11 protein-coding genes are annotated in these 15,958 nt (G+C 59.0%); 9 read left to right on the top strand and 2 right to left on the bottom strand.

The window, feature by feature from the left end; translation table 11 throughout:
- Positions 1-131 precede the first annotated feature (131 nt).
- A complete protein-coding gene (locus LCH65_RS24990) occupies positions 132-572 on the top strand; it encodes a glycine zipper domain-containing protein (protein WP_003372307.1) in 441 nt (146 codons plus the stop codon).
- 133 nt (positions 573-705) lie between these two features.
- On the opposite strand, the gene LCH65_RS24985 is transcribed toward LCH65_RS24990, so the two are convergent.
- A complete protein-coding gene (locus LCH65_RS24985; protein WP_226439902.1) occupies positions 706-2,640 on the bottom strand; it encodes a RecQ family ATP-dependent DNA helicase in 1,935 nt (644 codons plus the stop codon).
- Positions 2,641-2,786: 146 nt separating this feature from the next.
- Between LCH65_RS24985 and LCH65_RS24980 the strand changes: the two genes are divergently transcribed.
- Positions 2,787-3,608 carry a hypothetical protein gene (locus tag LCH65_RS24980; protein ID WP_024662926.1) on the top strand — a complete coding sequence of 274 codons (822 nt, stop codon included), beginning with the start codon at positions 2,787-2,789 and terminating at the stop codon, positions 3,606-3,608.
- Between the two features lie 629 nt (positions 3,609-4,237).
- Here the strand turns inward: LCH65_RS24980 and LCH65_RS24975 are convergent.
- Positions 4,238-6,409, bottom strand: coding sequence for a M48 family metallopeptidase (locus LCH65_RS24975; RefSeq protein ID WP_024662928.1), 2,172 nt, complete (start codon positions 6,407-6,409; stop codon positions 4,238-4,240).
- A gap of 697 nt (positions 6,410-7,106) precedes the next feature.
- On the opposite strand from LCH65_RS24975, the gene LCH65_RS24970 reads away from it, so the two are divergent.
- From LCH65_RS24970 to tssH, 7 genes are all read left to right on the top strand, one after another.
- The gene (locus tag LCH65_RS24970) at positions 7,107-7,856 is read left to right on the top strand and encodes a hypothetical protein (protein ID WP_002551426.1); all 750 of its coding nucleotides are present in this window, start codon (positions 7,107-7,109) and stop codon (positions 7,854-7,856) included.
- Positions 7,857-7,925: 69 nt separating this feature from the next.
- Positions 7,926-8,459 (top strand): type VI secretion system contractile sheath small subunit, encoded by a 534-nt coding sequence (tssB, locus tag LCH65_RS24965; protein ID WP_003318241.1) that lies wholly within the window; start codon positions 7,926-7,928, stop codon positions 8,457-8,459.
- A gap of 14 nt (positions 8,460-8,473) precedes the next feature.
- Positions 8,474-9,976: a type VI secretion system contractile sheath large subunit gene (gene tssC, locus LCH65_RS24960; RefSeq protein ID WP_003434824.1), complete on the top strand. Its 1,503-nt coding sequence runs from the start codon at positions 8,474-8,476 to the stop codon at positions 9,974-9,976.
- 25 nt (positions 9,977-10,001) lie between these two features.
- Positions 10,002-10,484: a type VI secretion system baseplate subunit TssE gene (gene tssE / locus LCH65_RS24955; RefSeq protein WP_003420335.1), complete on the top strand. Its 483-nt coding sequence runs from the start codon at positions 10,002-10,004 to the stop codon at positions 10,482-10,484.
- Positions 10,484-12,316 (top strand): type VI secretion system baseplate subunit TssF, encoded by a 1,833-nt coding sequence (gene tssF / locus LCH65_RS24950; protein ID WP_003434826.1) that lies wholly within the window; start codon positions 10,484-10,486, stop codon positions 12,314-12,316. Before tssE ends, tssF begins: the two co-directional genes overlap by 1 nt.
- Positions 12,280-13,350, top strand: coding sequence for a type VI secretion system baseplate subunit TssG (gene tssG / locus LCH65_RS24945; protein WP_226439901.1), 1,071 nt, complete (start codon positions 12,280-12,282; stop codon positions 13,348-13,350). Before tssF ends, tssG begins: the two co-directional genes overlap by 37 nt.
- On the top strand, positions 13,347-15,950 hold the full coding sequence (tssH, locus tag LCH65_RS24940; RefSeq protein WP_003434829.1) for a type VI secretion system ATPase TssH: 2,604 nt from the start codon (positions 13,347-13,349) through the stop codon (positions 15,948-15,950). The genes tssG and tssH overlap by 4 nt, the downstream gene beginning before the upstream one ends.
- The last annotated feature ends 8 nt before the right edge of the window (positions 15,951-15,958 follow it).

The raw sequence follows: 15,958 nt of genomic DNA, 5'->3' as shown, positions 1-15,958 counted from the left end.
CCGACTTAAGTTCCTTAGCCAAAACAATAACTTAGCAGTTTGTGTGGCAATCGTGTTACTCGTCGGAATTGCATTGCTACATTCTTCACTTGACACCAAGATCGCGCCGTCATCCCTATGAGATTCCATACATGAAGTATTCCTCGATACTGTTGTTGTCTCTTACCTTGATCAGCGGTGCGGCGTCTGCAGGCAACCTTGAGTCAGGCGTAGGCGGAGCATTGGGTGGGGTACTCGGTTCGGTCGTCGGTCAGCAGATCGGCGGCAGCACTGGTTCAGCAATTGGCGCGGGTGTCGGCGGCGCAGCCGGTGGCGCTGTAGGCGCAGACCGTCGCAACCGCACAGAAGCAGCCATTGGCGGCGGTCTGGGCGCTGCGGGCGGTAACGTGCTGGGTCGCAGCGTCGGCGGCAACACCGGCAGCCTGGTCGGCTCGGCGGTAGGTGGCGGCGGCGGTGCTGCACTCGGCAACTACATGGGCAACGAAAGCCGCAGCGATGATCGTCGTTATCGTGGTGGCCGTGATCATGGCCATCGCCCGAAGCACCACGGCCATCGCCGTCATCGTGACTGATACCACCGTCAGTTGCTGAAGCACAAAAAACCGGCCGCTCTTTAGCGGCCGGTTTTCATTTGTCTGTCGCAATGCAGGTTCAGGACTGGATGCAGAGCATCGTCCCCTTGGTCAGATCACTTTGTACGTGTAGTCAGTTGCCAGCCATGGCCTGCACCCACGTCCTGACCTGTGCGTACGGATAGTCCTCCAGCACCGCAAACCCGGTGGTGGCGCGGGCTTTGAGCTTGGTGAACAGCGGCACGCTGATGCCACACAGAAAACGCGTCAGGCAGTCAGCGCTGGGCCGCTGGCCGATATAGTCCTGGTGCTTGTGGATAAACTCGCTGCACAGGTGCTGAAAGTCCCGATTCGCCAGGGGCTCCAACGCGGGTGGTTCGGGCAGGTGGGCGACTTCGCCAAGGCAGACCGAGCAATGCCCACAGCGCTCCGGCGCATTGTGATCACCGAAGTACCGCGCCAGCCGATGGGTCAGGCACTGGTCACTGGCGAACACATCCAGCATGGTGTGAATGCGCGCAACTTCAGTGGCTTCGTGATGAGCGAAATAATCGTGCAATTCGATGCTCAAGGCCTGTGCATCAAAGTCGCTGCGCAACAGGTTGTAAACCTCGGTCATCTGTTTGCTTTCAAGCTCGATCCAGCCTTTTTCCTGAAAGTAATCCAGCGCCTTGACCACCCGCCCGCGCTCGGCGTCGTATTGCTGGTACATCGCCTCGAAATCGACGGTGGCCCAGGTCCTTGCTCGGTGTGAAGTGTCGATCAGGGCTTGAACGAACTCGCGTCGCTCCCCTTCGAAACGCGCCATCAGGTCTTGCGGCTGAAGCAGAAACTTGAAGCGGTACTCGGCGAAATACGCGTAGCGCGGCGCAATGATCCCGCGCAGTTCCAGTTGCACCAGCAGGGTCTTCAACGGTAATTGACGAATATTGCTGAGGTCGGCGAGCGGTCCGAGCAGAAATTCCCACTGCCCGTCATGACGCGCCCCAAGCAGATCCTCCAGCACACGAGCAATCCCCTCGCGCTCCGGCGTATCGCCGTACACGAAGTTCTCCAGCACGTTGAGACTGTCGCGGTTGGCCAGCACCAGACAATCCGAAGCAGCACCATCACGCCCGGCCCGACCGATTTCCTGGCTGTAGTTCTCGATGGATTTGGGCAGGTCGAAATGCACCACGTTGCGAATGTCGCTCTTGTCGATGCCCATCCCGAACGCGATGGTCGCCACGATGCAGTTCAGATGGCCGCCCATGAACTGCCTCTGGATCGACTCGCGCTGATCATTGGGCAGCCCGGCATGGTAGGCGCTGGCGGGCAGGCCATGCTGTTCCAGGTGAGCGGCGATGTGTTCGGCTGTCTTTTGCAGGGTCACGTAAACAATGGTCGGCTGCCCGCGACGCTCGTTGAGCCACTCCACCAGCAGGCGTCTTTTGTCACGGCCACTGACCGGCTTGACCCACAGGTGCAGGTTGGCGCGGTAGAAACCGGTGGTGATGACATCCTCGGGGGCGATGGCGAATTTGTCCTGCATGTCGATGATGACTTGCGGGGTCGCCGTGGCGGTCAGCAGCAATGTCTGAGGGATGTTGAATTCGCGCTGGTAGTCCGGCAGCTTCAGGTAGTCGGGGCGGAAGTTATGCCCCCACTCCGAGATGCAGTGCGCTTCGTCGACCACCAGCAAGGAAATCGGTACTTGAGCGATGAAATTGCGGAAACGCTCGTTCTTCAGGCGCTCGACCGAGATCATCAGAATCTTCAGCTCGCCAGAGCGTGCGCGCGCCATCACATCAGCGATCTCGTCGCGGCTCTGCGCCGAATCAATGCTCGCCGCCGAGATACCGTGGCGGTGCAGGAAGGCAAGCTGATCCTGAATCAGCGCCAGCAACGGCGACACCACCAGCGTCAAATGCGGCAACATCAGGGCAGGCAATTGGTAACATAGCGACTTGCCCGAACCTGTCGGAAAGATCGCCGCAGCCGAGCGTCCGGCCAGTACCGCACTGATGGCAGCCTCCTGCCCCGGCCGGAACTGCGTGTAGCCGAATACCTGTTCGAGACGCTGGTGCATTCGCGGTCCATCCATCAGTCAAAAAACGGCCTCAACCTTAACGCGCCAGGCCTGATGCACATAGCACCAAAGCGTTGCAGAAACTCTACCCACCGGCCGATATCATTGTAATATCACCACCGAACATCGCTTGATCAGGAGCAGGAATGGATTCCCTACAGCAACCCGAGGACGACGGGATCATCCGCATTCAGCGCCTGGTGCCCGGTCAGGTCGATGTGGTGCTGGGTTCGCATCCACGCCGCAAGCGCGTCGATACACCTCGCCGCTCACGCCCTTATGGCCTGTGGCTGGCGTGCCTTATTGCTGCAGCCTGCGTGGCCGGACTGATCACCTCACATGCGAGAGGTCCCAAAGCGCTGGCAGTACCGCCTGTTGTGCAGTCCGTACCTGAACCCGAGACAGTCGAGGCCGAGGCGCAATCCGTAGCCGCAGCCGATCCTGCGCCCGCGCAGATTCGAAAAACCGCAGAGCTTGTGCCGATCGCGGCCACTGTGGCGCCGCCCGCCCCCGTGCAGCCCTTGGATGACTGCATGAAAAACGGCAACGTCATCGATGAAGCGGTGGCGAACTGTCGATTCGGCCAGGTTCCTCGCCCCGCTCAGGCAGAATCGGCAACAGGCATGGTGTCTGCCGACTACATGGCCGATTTCAAGGCCAATGCTTCACGCAATTCTGCTCGTTCTTCCAAGCCTTACAGCGTCGCGACAGCCTCCATACGCGAAGCGGACGGCAGAAACCGCTACCGCGCGCAGTGGCGGATTTACGGCAACACGATCGATGGCGACAGCGTCTGCGAAAACTTCGCTATTCGTTCATTCGAACGGCGCGAGTGTCGCAAGGCGGCAGCGGTCAACTTCAGAGAACAGTGCCAAGAGTGGACCAAACGCGCGGCAAGAAACCGCGACGAGGACAGTAAAAACGCCCAGCAGCGCTATTGTGAGGTGACCACAAATTTCTCACCTTGAAAACAGGGCTGCGCGCTTCTGGCACAGCAGTTTCAACGGTGTTTTCTACTTTCCCGCTGCATGGCCGAGCCTCTGAGAATCCGCAAAAACGGACACATGTATAGCTAAAGGCTTACACGCAATGAAGCGAATGGCTATTTTGCACCTGCCGTCAGAGCCGTAAGATTGGATCCAACAACTGGCGAACAAGGAGTTCGCCAGGATCAGGGACGATCGACCATCGCCGGGAAGGCAGCCGACAGGGAGTTGGAATGGTCTTGGTACAAACCCGCTTCGGCGGGTTTTTTATTGCCTGCGATTTTTGCCTCCAGCGGTCAAACCACCTCAAGATTTTCCTGACGCCAGATTTCCTGCTCTTCAAAGGCCCGTCAGAAGCTGAGCCCATGAGGTATAGCGAAAGGCTTACACGCGCTGGAGGAACTTGGCTATTTCCGACCCGGCTCGCGCTCCGTAGTATTGGATCCATCAAGGGGTGAACAGGAGTTCACCCGGATCAAGGATGATCGACCATCGCCTCGGAGGCGTCCGACAGGAAGTCGGGATGGTCTTGGAAAAACCCGCTTCGGCGGGTTTTTTGTTGTCTGCAGAAAAGCTTTGCGCCGTACGCCGCCCCGCTCACAGCCAACCGCTTAACGCTTACCCTGCTCGAAGCGCTCTTGCAGCAAGTGTCGTGCAGTACCCGCATTGACGTAATCCGCAATCAACTCACCAAGCTCGTCTGGCTTGAGCTTTTTGCCGTCCCGGCTGAACCGCGCCAGCGCCAGAAGTACCCGGCGTTTTTTCCTGAACACTTTTGCGTTCGGCGCAGAAAACGAACGTGAGACTCGCTCGGGTAAAGGCGCGTCGTCTTGCAGATGCAGGGTCAGAAACGTGCCATAGGCCACATTCAGCTCAAAATCAGCGATGTGCTGGATTGGGACGGGGGACTTCAGGTTTGCGAAGACAAAGTGATCGGGCGTGAGCAGCAGAGCGGTCTTGTCAGCACGCAGACACATGCGCAGCGCAAATGGCAGCAGCGTCAGCATGAACGCCGCCAAGATGCCGCCCGCTATCAGCATAGAGTTGCGCTTCTCGGTCAGCCCCTGGGGAAATGACAACGCTTCGGCTATCAGATAAATACCCAGCCCCAGCAGAGGGGCGAGGAATAGTGTTAGCAACAGCCCTCGCAGGCGAGCGCCCTCATGCAGAACGACATCACCGCTTACCGTTTTCGCGCGGGCACGCAGTTCGGTCACCACCTCAGCATCATTTGTCACGTGATGCTTGATGAAGTCCTCGGTAAGACGGGTGCGCAGTGCCTGGGGATTAACGAAGTAATGGTCCATCGCGGCGCGCGCCTGGGCCGCCACTACCGGCCGGGTGCCGCTGCGGATCGCCTCGTCGGCAGCAACCTGCAGCGCGGCGATACGTTCGCCGTTTGACGGGTGCGTATCCGAGGGATGCGGCAGCTGGACGGCCATTTCTTCGTCAGGCAGCGTGAATGTCTTGCCGGCCAGCTCGTGCAGCACGCTGTTCGGCAGATCCTTGGTAAACACCTCTCCGCGCCTTGGGTTGGTGGCCCGCGTAATATGCGTGTAGATCCGCTCCTGCAAAAGCGGGTCGATGGCCGAAATGCGCACCAGCGCCGAGGCAGCCGATGTATTGCCTGCCAGACTCGCCCCTGCGGCATCGGCGGCCAGCTCACGCACGCGACTCCAGTGATTGACCGCGTGATCGAAGCTTTCCATGAAATACACGCCCAGCATGAACGCCGGACGCAGAATGGTGCGCTGTAGCCACCCGCTGACCATCATGTTTTCAGCGATCACCCCCAGGCTGCGACCGATGCCGTCGTAGATCGGCAGAAAGCGCAGGCTGTACTCGGTGTCTTCACCAGCGAAATGCGCCAGTTCGTGACCAATCACTGCACTCGTTTCAGCGGCATCGATCAGCCCAAGGTACAGGATCGGCACATGCAGAGTTCGCCCCTTGAGCACGGCGTCGGACGGCAGAAGGGAAACATCGCTCGAGGTGACGTAGAAGCCTTCGGTCATGCCCAGCACGATGTGATCAGGTGACAGCGCGCCAAGCCGTTCGGCCAGATCGCGAACATAGGCCCAGAGCACCGGTGCCTCTTCAGGCGTGACCTGCTGCCCCAGAACCTGCATCGCGGTGGGCTCGAACATGTGCAGCATGACGCCCAACTGCTTGCCCATCCGCCAGATCGAATACAGGCACGCAGCGACCAGCATCAGCACGACGATGATCAGCTTGAGTTCGCCCGCGGACATGCGCCCCACATGCCACAGGCCCAGGGCTTCGAAACAGAGGATTGCAGACACCGCCGCGCCCATGGCAACAATGTGCCCCACCAGGACGAACGGCAGAATCCGCCTGACCCTGCTGAAGGTGTGCAGCAATCGCTCGCGGGATTGACGTGCGCGTGCGCCGGCCCAGTTGAGCCCTGCCAGCCCGATGCCGCCGACCAGAGCCGCCAGCAGGCACAGCGCGATGACGGCGCGTGCCAGCCAAATAGTGACACTGCCCAGCACCACTACGAAATCGAGGCCCTGCTCTGCCTCATGGAGACGCGACAGAGCCTCCTTGAGGGTGATGTTTTCTCCGTCCATATCCATCGTTCGCGTGAGGGCGTCGGGCGACCTGGCAAGCCTTTCGAAATAGGGACGGGCATGCGCAAGGTCGGCCTGGATCTCGGTCAGGCGCTCGGTGTTTTCGACACTGCGCTGCAACTGCCAGACACCGATGAGGTTCAGGCCCAGAGGGAGCAGGATGAGTACAGCAATGAGCTTGTAGATTTTCATGAGGCAAGGCTCATAGAGGTGCGTCGCCGCTGGCTATCCTTAGCGCACACTAAGTCCGTCAGGCAAAACGCTTTTGGCGTCTGCGTGCATGCGCCCTGCCTTTGCTCGAGTACACGCGTGAGGGCGCTGGCGGCGTTATACCCTGATTTGCAAAATGATGTAACAAAGCTACCCGCCTGACCTGTGTCGACCCACCTGGATTCGCGCGCCTCAGCGCTCGCAGTGCCATCATTCCCCATCCAGAAAAAAACGCCTGTAAGGCGAGTCCGTACATTTACCCTCTTCAGAGCTTGGAAAACCTGCAAATAAGTTCATCTTTCTAAGCTTAATTTACCCCCCTGATCGGATCCAAATACCACCCCAAAGCCCTTTGAAATCAACACTTACAGTTACATTATGGGTGAAATTCAATACAATGATGGCTCATAGTCATCATTGCTTACTGTAACGAAACCGAGAAAATATCCACCGTCTGTAGGAACTTTCCTACTAAAAATAGTGCCATAGACCACACTGCTGGCTAGACGACATCTATATGCCAGCACGAACTCCTCCCTCATTGTGGCGGTGTGTCTCGCAGTGACACACATGGCAAAACCACTTCATGAGCAGGTGTGCAGTCGAGAAATTCGCAACTTTTCCCCGTCCCCGGTCTGATCCGGGAAACGGTCGTGAAGGGTTCAAGGACGATGTACCGATGACTCAGACGTTCGATATAGAAGCATTGATAAAGCTGCGCAAGCAGACGCGCGCTATCTCCGACGCGCTCAAGGTGCAGGCGTCCGACTATCTGTCGACCCTCGCGCTGTTGATACGCCCGCAGACATTCTTCGGTGAATACCTGCAGGGTGCGCAGCGCAGCAGCGGCCGCGAGACTCAGCACCATTTCAAAGAGCTCAAGGAGCTCTATGACCGCATTGCTTCGGCAGAGCCGTTCAAGCTGGTCAATGAACTGGAAGTGCCCCTGAACCTGATCAGCACGACGCCCGAGCTGTTCCCGCTCGAATACGACATGGTGTTGTCACAAAGCGGGCAGACCATTCGCATCACCAGTCCGGTGCGTTGGGTGGTGGGCTTCAACTCGTTCGATCTGGCGCAGTTTCGCAAGGTCATCAAAGACCCGAATCGCAGCAGCGCCGAGCTGTATCGCTACGTTGTGCATTATCTGGTGCTGTTCTACTGCCTGAGCAAGTCGCCGGGCATGAGCAGGCTGTTCGAAGGGCTGCGCTTCCCGGTCAGTTTCGAGCGATTGAAAGACTTCGGCGACCTGCCGTTCTGCGTGATCAGCTCACCGGTGCGCTCAGAATTGCCGGATGAATCGGTGATTCGCAACAGCACGCAGATCGCAGGCAATACCAGTTTCGAAGAATTGGTCGGACACGAAAACATTCTGGAAATGAACGATGAAATCCGTCAGCGTCTGCTGCTGACGATTGAAGGACTCTAATCGCGCCCGGCCTGCCACAGGCCCGGTACGCAAACGACTTGCAGCGAGTTGCTCGCACAGGAGATGACGATGGCGAAGAAGGAAAGTACCCAGCACAAACTTGACCGCGTTCGCGCGCCTCGGGTCCATATCACTTACGACGTGGACATCGGCGATGCTCAGGAAAAGAAAGAGCTGCCATTCGTTGTAGGCGTTCTGGGCGATTTCTCCGGCAACCCGCTGGAGCCGCTGCCCAAGCTCAAGGATCGCAAGTTCATCTTCATCGACCGCGACAATTTCAATGGCGTCCTGAAAGGCATCAAGCCGCGCCTGGCGTATCGCGTCGACAACACCCTGGCAAAAGACGGCACCCAACTCGGTGTCGAGCTGAACTTCAATGCGCTGGAAGACTTCGAGCCGCAGAACGTCGTGCGTCAGGTCGAGCCGCTGCGCAAGCTGCTGGAAGTGCGCAACAAGCTGGCTGACCTGCGTAACAAGATGGGTGGCAACGACAAGCTTGAAGAGCTGCTGATGGACGTGTTGCAGAACACTGAAAAGCTGAAAACCCTGGGCAAGGAGTTCGGCCGTGAAGCCGCCGTTCCTGCCACCGACAGCAAAGAGTAAGGAGGAGCCTGACGATGACCGATAAGCAACCCGTGACTCAGCAGGACAGCGCTCTGGTTGAAGTTGAAAACTTCGCCCCGCAATCTTCCCTGCTCGACAGCATCATTTCCGAAAGCCGCGTTGCACGCTCCGAAACCGAGCGCACCCGTACCCGCGATCTGATCGGCGAACTGGTGGCCCAGGTACTTGAAGGCGAAATGACGCCAAGCAAGGACCTGATTGCCGTGCTCGACGCGCGCATCGCCGAGATCGATTCGATGCTCTCCGAGCAAATGAACGAAATCATGCACGCCCGTGAGTTCCAGCAACTGGAAGCGTCCTGGCGCGGCCTGAAGTATCAGGTTGACCAGACCGAGACCAGCACCACGCTGAAGATTCACCTGCTCAACGCGTCGAAAAAAGACCTCGTGCGAGACCTCAAGGCGTCGTCCGAATTCGACCAGAGCGCACTGTTCAAGAAGATCTACGAAGAAGAGTACGGCACCTTCGGTGGTGCACCGTTCGGCATGTTGCTGGGTGACTACGAGTTCAACCGCAACCCGGAAGACATGTACCTGCTGGAAGAGATCTCTCACGTGGCAGCCGCCGCCCACGCGCCGTTCATCTCGGCGGCATCGGCCGAGCTGTTCGGCTGGGACTCGTTCACCGACATGGCCGGCCCTCGCGACCTGGCGAAGATCTTCGACACGGTCGAATACGCCAAGTGGAAGTCGTTCCGCGCCTCTGAAGACTCCCGCTATGTCGGTCTGACCCTGCCGCACGTGCTGGGTCGTCTGCCGTATGGCCCGGATACCACGCCCGTCGAAGAATTCAACTTCGTCGAAAGCGTCGATGGCCGTGACCACAACAAATACCTGTGGATGAACGCTGCCTACGCGCTGGGCACCCGTGTGACCGATGCGTTCTCCCGCTACGGCTGGTGCGTGGCGATCCGTGGTGTGGAAGGCGGTGGTCTGGTCGAAGGCTTGCCGACGCACACCTTCAAGACCGATGACGGTGAAATCGCGCTCAAATGCCCGACTGAAATCGCCATCACCGACCGTCGCGAAAAGGAGCTGTCGGACCTCGGCTTCATTCCGCTGGTGCACTGCAAAGGTACCGACTACGCCGCGTTCTTCGGCACCCAGTCGACCCAGAAGCAGAAGCAGTACAACACCGACATTGCCAACGCCAACGCGCGTCTGTCGGCGCAACTGCAATACATCTTCGCGACCTCGCGTATCGCTCACTACATGAAAGCGATCATGCGCGACAAGATCGGCAGTTTTGCATCGCGCAAGGATGTCGAGCTGTTCCTCAACAAGTGGCTGTCCAGCTACGTGTTGCTGGATGACACCGCCAGCCAGGAAGCCAAGGCCAAGTTCCCGCTGCGCGAAGCGCGTGCCGAAGTGTTCGAAGTTCCTGGCAAGCCTGGCGTCTACAAGGCCGTGACTTACCTGCGTCCGCATTACCAACTGGATGAACTGACGGCATCGCTGCGTCTGGTCGCCGAATTGCCGCAATCGACTCGCGGCTGATCCAACACTTAGCCAGGGAGGCAACATGAGTAGTCAACACAAGCTGTTGCCTTCATTGCTGGATCGATTGCTCGACGATCGTCCACATCAATCCGTGGAATCGTCATCGCAACGGTTGAGCTCGCTGGCCGATTACAAGGCCAGCATCGTTCGTGACCTGGAGATTCTGGTGAACACTCGCCAGTCTCTGGTCGCTAACGAGCTGGAAGGTTTCGCCAATCTGAGCGGCACCATCCTCGACTACGGTATGCCCGACTTCACCAGTAGAAGCGTGCTCGACCCACAGGATCGTCTTTTGATCCAGCGCCAGCTGGAAAAGGCCATCTCGGTGGGCGACCGACGCTTTCGCAGCGTGAAAGTCCAGTTGCTTGCACAACAGACCGGCCAACGCATGCTGACTTTTCGTGTGGACGCAGTACTGCGTCTGCAGGACATTTCGCGTCAGGTTTCTTTTGACGCCGTGCTGCAGGTCAACACTCAGGAATACAAAGTGCAGAACCTCAACTGATGCTCGACGATCTGCTGCCCTATTACGAGAAGGAACTCTCGCACCTGCGCTTTCTGGGCCAGGAATTTGCCGCTCAATATCCGAAGATCGCTTCGCGACTGCTGATTGAGGGCGACAACTGCGAGGACCCGCATACCGAGCGCCTGATCGAGGCGTTCTCGTTCCTGTCGGCGCGCGTGCACAAGAAACTCGATGATGAGTTTCCGGAAATCGTCGAGTCGTTCCTCGAGGTGCTGTACCCGCATTACCTGCGCCCTACCCCGTCGATGTCCATCGTCGAGTTCAACATGGGCAAGCAGGAAAAGGTCACCGAGTCCTATCGTGTGGCACGACACACCGAACTGCATGCCAATCCGGTGGATGGCATCGTGTGCAAGTTCCGGACGTGCTACCCGGTCGAGTTATGGCCGATTGCCGTGCAGAGCGCGTCGTTCATCGAAATGGAACGCTCGGCGTTCAACGGCCACAGCGCAGACCTGATTGCGCGTCTGCGCATTGGTCTGACGGCCACCTCCGACGTGTTGTTCGGCAAGATGGAGATGGACAGCCTGCGCTTCTTCCTCGATGGCGAAAGCACGCTCATGCACCAACTGTATGAGCTGCTGTTCAACAACCTGGCCAAGGCCACGCTGACCTTCGAAGACGAAGGCCGCACTCGCGAAGTGGTGCTGCCAGCCGGTGCCTTGAAATCTGTCGGTTACGGTCTGGATGAAGGGCTGGTGGATTACTCGGAGCGCTCGTTTCTGGGTTACCGGTTGCTGCACGAGTACTTCACCTTCCCGGACAAGTTCATGTTCTTCGACCTGTCGGGCTTTGCGCGCATTCTGGCGGGCAAAGAGATCGCCAAAGTGGAGATCAATTTCTACTTTTCCGACTACGACCTGACGGACCGTCTGGCGCGCCTGACGCAGAACGTCAGCCGCAACAATTTCAAGCTCAACTGCACGCCGATCATCAACCTGTTCCGCCAGCAGGCCGAGCCGATCAAGCTGACCCACGTCCAGCATGAATACGCTGTCACGCCGGATGTGCGCCTGCAAAGCTCCGCCGAAGTGGTTTCGATCGATCGCGTGCGGCGGGTGAAGAAGATCAATGGCAATGACCAGGTCGGCACCTGCCATCCGTTCTTCGAACCACGTGGCGATCAAGGCCCGGGGCAGAGTTTCTGGATCGCTCGGCGCCGCCCTACGCAGAGCCGGCAAAGCGATGGCTCGAACATGTTCATCCGGGTCGTGGATCGGGATCTGGAACTGATCGATTCCAACAATGACACGCTCAGTATCCGTCTGACGTGCAGCAATCGCGACCTGCCATTGATGCTGCCTTTTGGCGGCGAGCGCGGCGATTTCAACATTCCGTCGAACTCGGTGATCAAGGACATCCGCTGCCTGCGCAAGCCGACGGCGACGGTGCGCGTGCCGCTGGGCAACGGCGTGATATGGCGGCTTATTTCGCACCTGTCACTCAACCACATGTCGCTGGTTTCCAAGGGACGCGAGGTGCTGCTGGAGCTGCTGTCGCTTTACAACTACCGCAACGTGTCGGCGATCCGCAAGCAGATCAACGGGATCGTTTCGGTGAGCAGCGAGCCGGTCGTGGCACGCATCGGCCATCCGCGGCCGAACTTCGTGCGCGGCGTCGGCATCACGCTGAAGTTCGATGAAAGCCAGTACACCGGCAGTGGCGTGTTCCTGTTCGGCATGGTGCTTGATCACTTCTTTGGTCAGTACTGCTCGATGAACAGCTTTACCCAATTAACCCTTCGCACCTTGCAGCGCGAAAAGAGAGTGGTCCAATGGCCCCCGCGAACAGGCGATCAACCCCTGGTCTGATCGACCAGGCAAGGGCTGAGCCGCACCGATTCGAATTTTTCCAGTTGGTGCGTTTGCTTCGCCTGCACTACAGCAGGAACGAGCGTATGGACCTGGAAACCAGGCCACACGAAGACCCTCTGCGCTTTCGTTCGCAGCTGTCGCTGAACTTCCCGGCCAGTGAAGTCAGCGACCTGCAGTTCGAACGCGAAGGCAAGCTCTCGGCGGCAGGTTTGCCGCTGTCCGAAGTGCAGGTCACGTTCATGGGCCTGGTCGGTCCTTCGGGCGTGCTGCCGCGCCCGTACACAGAGCTATTGATCGACCGACATATTCAGTATCGAGACGACGCTGCACATGCGTTTCTGGATATTTTTTCGCATCGCATGACCACGCTGTTTTACGAGGCGTGGCAGAAGTACAAGTTTTACATCGAGTACGAGCGCAACGGCACCTCGAACTTCGACCGTTATCTGCTCAACCTGGTGGGGTTCGGTCCAGAAGGCCTGAAGCAGAAGTTCGACAAGGGCGAGTCTCCGCTGCGCCGCGAACTGTTCAGCTACTTCTCGGGGATGTTCGCGCAGAAGCCGCGCAACGCCCTGAACCTTGAGGTCATGCTGAGTTTTTACTTCTCGCTGCCGTTCAAGATCCAGCAATTCGCCGGACGCTGGCTGAAGCTCGACAGCAGCCAGTGCACGCAGTTGGGCCGCAAGAATGCAGTGCTGGGGCAAAGCGCTGTGGCCGGCAATCGCGTCTGGGATTACCAGTCGTGTGTACGTATCGAAATGGGTCCTCTGGAACTGGCCGATTACCAGCGTTTTCAGCCGGGCACCGAGGATTACCAGAAGCTTGTTGAACTGGTGCGTTTTTACATCGGTGCCGAACTGGACTTCCAGATTGCGCCGAAGCTCAAGCGCGAAGCTGTACCCGTGGCCCGTCTGGGTCGCCAAGGCAATGTATCGCTGGGCTGGCTTGGCTGGCTCAAACGCCCCGGTGTCGACGTGGAGCCTTCCCGTTGCGCCGTTTTCCATATTCCTTTTGATGGGGTCTCCCTGTGAACCTGAAGTCCCTGTTCGCCAAGCTGAACGAAACGAGCCGCACTGCCACTGAAAGCGCTGCTGCGCTGTGCCTGTCGGAGAACCATTACGACGTTGAAGTCGAGCACTTGCTGCTGCAATTGCTCGATAACAACGACAACGATCTGCCGGTGATCCTGCGCCACTACGATGTGGTGCCTGATCGCCTGCAGGCACAATTGGTCACTGCGCTGGGGACGTTCAAGAAAGGCAACACGCGGACGCCTGCGCTCTCGCCGCACATCACGCGCATGATCGAGCAGGCCTGGGTGCTGGCATCGATCGAGTTCGGTCAGTCACAGATCCGTACCGGCCATCTTGTGCAGGCCTTGCTGGATGACGATGCACTGCGTCGCGTGGTCATCGGCTCGGCGCCGGAGCTGGAGAAGATCAACGCTGACGACCTGCGCCTGAACATGAGCGCACTGGTCGAGGGCAGCCCCGAGACCAAGCTGAGCAAGCCACTGGCGAACGCCGACGCCAGCACGGGCGCCACCACCAAAGGCAACGGCAAGACGCCAGCCCTGGACCAGTACACCGTCAACCTGACCCAGAGCGCTCGCGATGGCCGGATTGACCCGGTGCTGGGACGCGAATTCGAAGTGCGGCAGATGGTCGACATCCTGACCCGCCGCCGCCAGAACAACCCGATCCTGACCGGTGAAGCCGGCGTCGGTAAAACAGCCGTGGTGGAAGGCCTGGCGCTGCGCATCGTGCAGGGCGACGTGCCGTCGGTGCTCAAGGGCGTCGCCATTCACACGCTGGATCTGGGCCTGTTGCAGGCCGGTGCCGGGGTCAAGGGCGAGTTCGAGAACCGCCTCAAGTCGGTCATCGAAGAAACCAAACGCAGCCTGCACCCGATCATTCTGTTTATCGATGAAGCCCACACGCTGATCGGTTCGGGCGGGCAAGCCGGGCAGAACGATGCCGCCAACCTGCTCAAGCCTGCCTTGGCGCGTGGCGAGCTGCGCACCATCGCCGCCACCACCTGGGCCGAGTACAAAAAGTATTTTGAGAAAGATGCCGCACTGGCTCGACGCTTCCAGGTCGTGAAAGTCGAAGAGCCTGACGAAGACAAGGCCATCCACATGCTTCGTGGGCTGCTGGCGAAGATGCAGGAGCACCACAAGGTCACCGTGATGGACGAAGCGCTGGTGCAGGCCGTACGCCTGTCCAACCGCTACATCACCGGCCGCCAACTGCCGGACAAAGCCGTCAGCGTGCTCGACACCGCATGCGCGCGCGTTGCCCTGGGCCAATCGGCACAGCCGGGAGCGCTGGAAGACTGCAAGCGTCACATCGACAACCTGAACGCAGAAATCGCCGTACTGGAGCAGGAAACCGCCAAGGGCAGCGACCACGCTCGCCGTCTGACGGCCCTGCACGAAGAGCTGAAAGCCGAACAGGAGACCCGCGAGTCGCTGGAGCAACAGTGGAAACGCGAGCTCGAACTGGTCGAGAAGCTTGGCGCACTCAGCGTTCCGGAAAGCGGCGAGCCTGATGCCGGGCAGATTGCCGCCGTACGCGCCGAACTGGCCAGCGTGCAAGGTGAGCAACCGCTGGTCCATGCACTGGTCGATGGCGGCACGATTGGCGAAGTGATTTCCGGCTGGACCGGCATTCCGCTGGGCAAGATGCTGCGCGACGAAATCGACACCGTGCAAAGCCTGCCCGCGCTGCTGGGCGAACGCGTGCTGGGTCAGGACCACGCACTCGAAGAGATCGGCAAGCGCATCAAGATTTCCCGTGCCCGCATGGAAGACCCGAACAAGCCGATCGGTGTGTTCCTGCTGCTGGGCCCGAGCGGTGTCGGCAAGACCGAAACGGCACTGGCCCTGGCTGACACGCTGTATGGCGGCGAACGTAACGTCATCACCATCAACATGTCCGAATACCAGGAAGCACACACCGTCTCCAGCCTGAAAGGCTCACCGCCTGGCTACGTCGGTTATGGCGAAGGTGGCGTGCTCACTGAAGCCGTGCGCCGCAAGCCTTACAGCGTGGTACTGCTCGACGAGGTGGAGAAAGCCCACCCGGATGTGCTCGAGCTGTTTTTCCAGGTCTTCGACAAAGGCGTGCTGGACGATGGCGAAGGTCGCGAGATCAACTTCCGTAACACCGTGATCATCCTCACCTCCAACACCGGTACTGACCGCATCATGCAGTGGTGCCTGAACACCGAGCAGAAGCCGACCCCCGATGACATTGTGGAAGGCCTGCGCGACGAGCTGAATCAGGTATTCAAACCGGCCTTCCTGGGGCGCCTGACCATCGTGCCGTATTACCCGGTGCAGGACGCGATTCTGGAACGCATCGTCGGCCTGAAGCTGGAGCGCATCCGCAAGCGTTTCGAGCGCAATCATCAGGCGGTGCTGCGTTACGACGAAGCGCTGATCAAGGCTATCGCGTCGCGCTGCACGGAAGTCGACAGTGGCGCACGCAATATCGACAACATCCTGTCCAAGACCCTCATGCCGGAGCTCGCTCAGCGGGTGCTGGAGCGGATGGCGCAGGACAAGCCGATTCAGAGCCTGACCATCGACCTGGGCAGCGATGGCGACTTCGCTTACACCCTGACCTGATCGATCAC

It is taken from the genome of Pseudomonas sp. MWU16-30316 (genome assembly GCF_020515645.1).
In the GTDB taxonomy this organism is placed as follows: domain Bacteria; phylum Pseudomonadota; class Gammaproteobacteria; order Pseudomonadales; family Pseudomonadaceae; genus Aquipseudomonas; species Aquipseudomonas cerasi.
The sequence above is the reverse complement of the archived record's forward strand: the minus strand, read 5'-3'. Positions and strand labels throughout refer to the sequence as shown.